Annotated in this window: 5 protein-coding genes; 2 read left to right on the top strand and 3 right to left on the bottom strand. The window is 74.6% G+C overall.

Features of this window, described 5'->3' with window-relative positions:
• Positions 1 to 831: discoidin domain-containing protein (locus tag ACWERV_RS36335; protein ID WP_452941128.1), on the top strand; the 831-nt coding region annotated here is incomplete at its 5' end.
• Positions 832 to 962: 131 nt separating this feature from the next.
• On the opposite strand, the gene ACWERV_RS36330 is transcribed toward ACWERV_RS36335, so the two are convergent.
• Positions 963 to 2633 (bottom strand): VWA domain-containing protein, encoded by a 1671-nt coding sequence (locus tag ACWERV_RS36330; RefSeq protein WP_452941126.1) that lies wholly within the window; start codon positions 2631 to 2633, stop codon positions 963 to 965.
• Between the two features lie 119 nt (positions 2634 to 2752).
• Between ACWERV_RS36330 and ACWERV_RS36325 the strand changes: the two genes are divergently transcribed.
• Positions 2753 to 3148: a TOBE domain-containing protein gene (locus ACWERV_RS36325; RefSeq protein ID WP_398188156.1), complete on the top strand. Its 396-nt coding sequence runs from the start codon at positions 2753 to 2755 to the stop codon at positions 3146 to 3148.
• Between the two features lie 19 nt (positions 3149 to 3167).
• Here the strand turns inward: ACWERV_RS36325 and ACWERV_RS36320 are convergent, their stop codons facing one another.
• On the bottom strand, positions 3168 to 4028 hold the full coding sequence (locus tag ACWERV_RS36320; protein WP_398188159.1) for an Fpg/Nei family DNA glycosylase: 861 nt from the start codon (positions 4026 to 4028) through the stop codon (positions 3168 to 3170).
• 47 nt (positions 4029 to 4075) lie between these two features.
• Positions 4076 to 5317, bottom strand: coding sequence for a hypothetical protein (locus tag ACWERV_RS36315; protein ID WP_452941123.1), 1242 nt, complete (start codon positions 5315 to 5317; stop codon positions 4076 to 4078).
• Positions 5318 to 5737: the final 420 nt, after the last annotated feature.

The raw sequence follows: 5737 nt of genomic DNA, 5'->3' as shown, positions 1-5737 counted from the left end.
TCCTCCGACTACTACCTGCGCCTGACCGGCGACGGCGGCCGCATGCTCAAAGGCCAGATCGCCCTCACCGCCACCCGCCCCACCCAGCCCACGGTCGGCGGGGGCGGCGGCGACACCACGGCGCCCACCGCGCCCGGCTCCCTGCACGCCACCGGGCACACCGACACCACCGTGTCGCTCGCCTGGACCGCGTCCACCGACAACACCGGCGTCACCGGCTACCAGGTGCGGCGGGTCGGCGGCGGCACGACCACCCCGGCGGGCAGCACCACCGGCACGTCCTTCACCGTGACCGGACTGACCGCCGCCACCGCGTACACCTTCGACGTCGTCGCCTCCGACGCGGCCGGCAACACCTCGGCCGGCTCCAACCAGGTCTCCGTCACCACCGACGCGCCCTCGGGCACCACCGACCTGGCGCGCGGCAAGCCCACCGCCGAGAGCAGTCACACCCAGACCTACGGCTCCGGCAACGCGGTCGACGGCGACCAGAACACCTACTGGGAGAGCGCCAACAACGCCTTCCCCCAGTGGCTCCAGGTGGACCTCGGCAGCGCCCTCCCCGTCAAGCGCGTCGTCGTCGACCTCCCGCCGGCCGCCGCCTGGGCCACCCGCACCCAGACGATCACCGTGCAGGGCAGCACGGACGGGAACAACAACCCCGGCACGCTGCTCGCCGCGACCACCGTGACCTTCAACCCGGCGACCGGCAACACCGCCACGCTCAGCCTGCCGAGCGCGGTCACCACCCGCTACGTCCGGCTGGTCTTCACGGCCAACACCGGCTGGCCCGCGGGCCAGGCCTCCGGGCTGCACGTCTACGGAGCCTGACAGCCCGCGACGCGCGGCCCGCGAGACCGCGGCGGCGGTCCGGCCATGACACCATCCCCTGGCCGCACCGCCGCCGCACCCACACCGCCCCGCCTCGCCCCGCGGCCGGTCATCGGCCGGTCATCGGCCGGTCAGCGCAGGATGCCCGCCGCGGTCGCCGCCTTCAGCCAGGCCGGGAGCTCGGTGAGGATACGGTCGTACAGCTCGGCGTCCGACAGCCGCGCGATGTCGTCCACGGCGAAGAAGCCGACGTTGTCCACCCGCCGCCCGGTCATCGTGTCCAGGTGCTCCAGGACGCCGTAGCCGCCGTTGCCGAGGCCCACGAACTGCCAGAAGATCGGCTCCTCCACCGACGCCCGCAGCTCCTGCTCGATCGCCGCGTTGCGGTGCACCCCGCCGTCGGAGAAGAACAGCACGAAGGTGCCGTACGGCGACGGCGCCGACCGCACGTAGTCCCGCACCTGCGCGATGACCTTCTGCTCCTCGTTCTGGATGCCGATCTGCCGCATGTCCACCTGGCCCGGCTGGAGCCCCGTCGGGGGCTTCTTGCGCTTGCGGCCGAACGCGAACTCGCCGACCCGCACGTGCAGCGGGATCCAGCTCGGCAGGTCGCCCAGCATCAGCGTCGGCAGCCGCGCCGCGTTCGTCGCGAAGGTCCAGGCCTCCATGGTGCCGTCCGTGGTGAGCTGCGCGGCGACCGCCGCCATCCGCTCCACCACACCCGCGACCACACCGGCCGCGTACATGTGCGACATCGAGCCGGACGCGTCCAGCACCAGCACGATCCGCACCCGGGCGTTCTCCGCGCCGTGCTTGCGCAGGCTGACCGCGACCTGCTCCTTGCGCAGCGAGAGCCGCTTGCGCATGTCGAGGGGCAGGTGCTCCTCGCCCTTGACGAGGTTCGGCGGCGCGGCCTGGCCGCCGTACGAGGGGGTCCCGTAGCCGGGCGCCGGCTGCCCGTACGCGGGCGGGGGCGGCAGCGGCGCCGCGGGACCGGCCGGCGCGGCGGGCGCGCCGTACGGGCCGGGCGGCGGCGGAGGAGGCGGCGGGACCTGACCGTACGCGGGGGCGGGCGGCTGCCCGTACGCCGGGGCCGGGGGCTGCCCGTACGCGGGCGGGGGCGGCTGCGGGGCCGGCCACTGCTGGGCCGGCGGCAGCGGCGGCATGGGCGCGGCCAGCGTCGGCGCCGCGTGCGGAGGCGGCGGGGGAGCGGGCGCGGCCCGCGGCGGTACGGGGGCGGGGGCCTGCGCGGGGACGGGCGCAGGCTCGTCGTCGACGCTGATCCCGTAGTCCGTCGCGAGCCCCGCGAGGCCCGACGCGTACCCCTGCCCGATCGCGCGGAAGCGCCAGCCCCCGTCGCGCCGGTAGAACTCGCCGCCGACCAGGGCGGTCTCGGTCGTCGCCGTGACGTCGAAACGCGCGAACTCCACGCCGGAGGCCGCGTCCAGCAGCCGCAGCCCGAGGCCGCTGAGCGAGCCGAAGGTGCCGGTGTGCACGGAAGCGGCGAGGACGACCCGGTCGACCGCCGTCTCCAGCCGGGCGAGTTCGACCTCGACGGTGTCGGTGTGCGCGCCGCCCGCCTGCTGCTTGCCGGTGTGCCGGACCGCGCCCGAGGCGTGCCGCGGCTGGTTGTAGAAGACGAAGTCGTCGTCCGAGCGCACCTTCCCGTCCCGGGCGAGGAGCAGCGCGGAGGCGTCCGGGTCCGTCCCCCCGGGGGGCCCCGCGGCCCATGTCAGCACCACCCGTACGGCGGTCGCGGTGACCGGTGTGTTGGCACCCTTGCTCAGCGGCTTCGACGTCATGCGGCAAGTCTGCCCCGACCGGCCGCGGTCCGGAATGTCTTCGGGCCGCAAACCGTGGCGGCGCACCCCGGCCGCAGACGCTGACGGCAAACGCCGCGCGCGGACTCTAGGCTGGCGCCATGCCGTCGTACACCATCGGACAGGCCGCGCGCCTGCTCGGCGTCAGCCCCGACACCGCCCGCCGCTGGGCGGACGCGGGCCGGGTCGCCACCCACCGCGACGAGGCGGGCCACCGGGTCGTCGACGGGCGCGACCTGGCGGCCTTCTCCGTCGAGATCGCCCAGTCCGCCGACCCCGAGGTCGAGCCCTCCCGCACCTCGGTGCGCAACGCCTTCCCCGGCATCGTGACGGCCGTCAAGCTCGGCGACGTCGCCGCGCAGGTGGAGATCCAGGCCGGACCGCACCGGCTGGTCTCGCTCGTGACCCGCGAGGCCGTCGAGGAGCTGGGCCTGGAGGTCGGCGCGGAGGCGGTGGCCCGGGTGAAGTCGACGAACGTCCATATCGACAGGGCCTGATCCCCGCGCGGCCCGGCCGCTATTTCAGCAGCCGCGACATCCGCCGGTCGGCGAGCGGCTTGCCGCCGGTCTGGCAGGTGGGGCAGTACTGGAGGGCGGAGTCGCGGTAGGACACCTCGCGGACGGTGTCGCCGCACACCGGGCACGGCTCGCCCTTGCGGCCGTGCACCCGCAGCCCGCTCTTCTTCTCGGCCTTCAGATCGCGCAGCGGCAGCCCGCGCGAGCGCTCCACCGCGTCCGTCAGCGTCGTCCCGATCAGCTCGTACAGCCGCGCGACCTCCTCGGGGGTGAGGCTCGCGGCGAGCTTGAAGGGGGACATGCGGGCGGCGTGCAGGATCTCGTCGGAGTAGGCGTTGCCGATCCCGGCGATCACGCCCTGGTCCCGCAGCACGCCCTTGATCTGCCGCCGCTCACCCGTGAGCAGCCCGGCGAAGACCTCCGGCGTGAAGTCCGCCGCGAGCGGGTCGGGCCCGAGCCGCGCGACCCCCGGCACCTCCTGCGGATCGCGCACCACGTAGACGGCCAGCCGCTTCTGCGTCCCGGCCTCCGTGACGTCGAACCCCGCCCCGCCCACCAGTCGCACCCGCAGCGCGAGCGGCCCCTTCCCCGGCCGCGGCGGAGCCTCCGCGACCTTCTCGCTCCACCGCACCCAGCCACCCCGGGCCAGGTGCATCACCAGCCACACGTCTCCCGCCCGCAGCCCGAGGAACTTCCCGAACCGCCCCACCTCGTCCACCCGCCGCCCTTCCAGCACCCCCACCCCCGGCTCGTACGTCTTGAGCGCGTGCACCCCCACGGCGTACACCTTCTCGACGGTCTCCCCGACCACCCGCTCCCCGAGAAACCCCCGCAACGCTTCCACTTCAGGCAATTCCGGCATGCCCTCCAGTGTGCCGCGTTTCCCTCCCTACGGCCGTGGGGCCCCGGTCACAGGACCGTGAAGCGGAAGTACGCGGCCGCGGACCCGGCGGTGAAGGCGCTGCCCAGGACGTCGCCCCGTTCGGTGATCGCGTCGACGGAGATGCCGTCGAAGCCGGGGGGCGGGGCGAGGTCGATCAGCTCGCCCGCGCGCCACAGGAAGGCGCCGTAGGAGCCGTCGGCGCGCTGGGAGACGCCCGCGACCTGGCGGGAGTCGTTCACGCCGACCGGGTACGCGAGCCTGCCGCCGAGGGTGCCGAGGTCGGTGAGGGTGCCGGCGCTCCACAGGAAGGGGCGGTTGCCCGTGGGGGTGCCCGCGACGCCGACGAAGTCGCCGGTGTCGTCGAGCGCCCGGTGGATGACGGGGTCGGACACCCAGGCACTGCTGCCGTCCGGGCCGGTCACGGTGTCGAGCGCGCCGCCCGACCAGCGGAAGACGCGCGGATTCGGGCCCCCGTCGGGCGCGCTGAAGTCGCCGACGACGTTCCCGTGGGCGTCCGGGCCGGTGACGCCCTGGAGGCCCGGCACACCGGCGAAGTCGGTGACGACCGCGCCGTCCCGCCACAGGAACGCGCCGTGCGGCCCGCCCTGCGGCACGGCGGTGCTCACCAGGACGTCGCCGCGGTCGTTCATCCCCGCCACGGCCAGGCTGCGGCCGCTCAGCGCCTCGACGGTCGTCACGGTGGTCCCGTCGACCAGGCAGACGGTGTTCCAGGTGGCGGTCTCCCCGCTGGGCACGTCGTAGCCGCGGACGGCGGCCCGTCCGGCGTTGTCGAGGGCGTAGGCCCTGCTGTACGCGGTGCCGATGTCCAGCACCCGGGGCACCCCGGCGGTCCACAGCGTGGCGTGCTCGCGGCCTGACACGGTGTAGTAGCCCGCGGCCTGGCCCCGGTCGTTGAGCCGGGTCGCACCGCAGTCCACGGCGTCCGCCACCGGCGGCGGCAGCACGGTGACCCGCCCGTCCGCCCAGATCGCCGAGGGCCACCGGGGCGTGGCCCCCTCCCCGGCGTCGATCATGCCGAGCACCTGCCCGGCCCGGTTGACGTCCCTGATCTGCACCAGCGGGTTCGACCCGTCGCCGTCGGCCAGCGGCCGCGCCACCACGGTGTGCCCGCCGCAGGCGTACCTACGCACCCCCGCGGCCACGGGCCCGCCCGCGGCCCGCGCCGGGGCCGCCGCCAGGCCCGTGGCGCCGAGCACCGCCCCCGCCACTAACGCCCGGCGGCCGACCCCCTGTCCCGCGTCGCCCATCGCGTCCCTCCCCTTCCCGTCCTCCGCACGCGCACCGCGTGCCTTGGAGGCCGATGATGCGGCCGCGCACGCCGCCGGACCACCCCCGTGCACGTACCGAAGTACGCGAGGGCGCCCGGCGAGTGGCCGCGGTCACATATTTCCCTCACGCAGCGCGTGCCTTTTCTCGCTCGCGGTGAATACTGTGCGGGCCCTTTGTGATGCCCTCTACGAGGCGTGGGTCACATACTAGGTCGCTTAGTGGGCCTCGGCCGCCCTGTCGCACCGGATATCAGCGCCGCATAAGCGTGCTACGAAAGCACCCCGTAGCGGGGGTCTTTGACCCGGGGATCCGCGCCCCCTAACAATTCAGGGGTCCCGCTACGGAAGAGGTAATTTCCCCATGCAGCTCCCCACGATTCCGAAGAAGCGCCCGACGTT

The sequence above is a fragment of the Streptomyces sp. NPDC004031 genome, assembly GCF_053604375.1.
Note: the sequence above shows the minus strand (reverse complement) of the source record. Positions and strands in the feature narration are given on the sequence as shown.

Bases quoted from the DNA above. Each gene is read 5' to 3' on its own strand.
- ACWERV_RS36330 (WP_452941126.1), bottom strand. From the start codon at position 2,633: ATGACGTCGAAGCCGCTGAGCAAGGGTGCCAACACACCGGTCACCGCG.
- ACWERV_RS36325 (WP_398188156.1), top strand. From the start codon at position 2,753: ATGCCGTCGTACACCATCGGACAGGCCGCGCGCCTGCTCGGCGTCAGC.
- ACWERV_RS36320 (WP_398188159.1), bottom strand. From the start codon at position 4,028: ATGCCGGAATTGCCTGAAGTGGAAGCGTTGCGGGGGTTTCTCGGGGAG.
- ACWERV_RS36315 (WP_452941123.1), bottom strand. From the start codon at position 5,317: ATGGGCGACGCGGGACAGGGGGTCGGCCGCCGGGCGTTAGTGGCGGGG.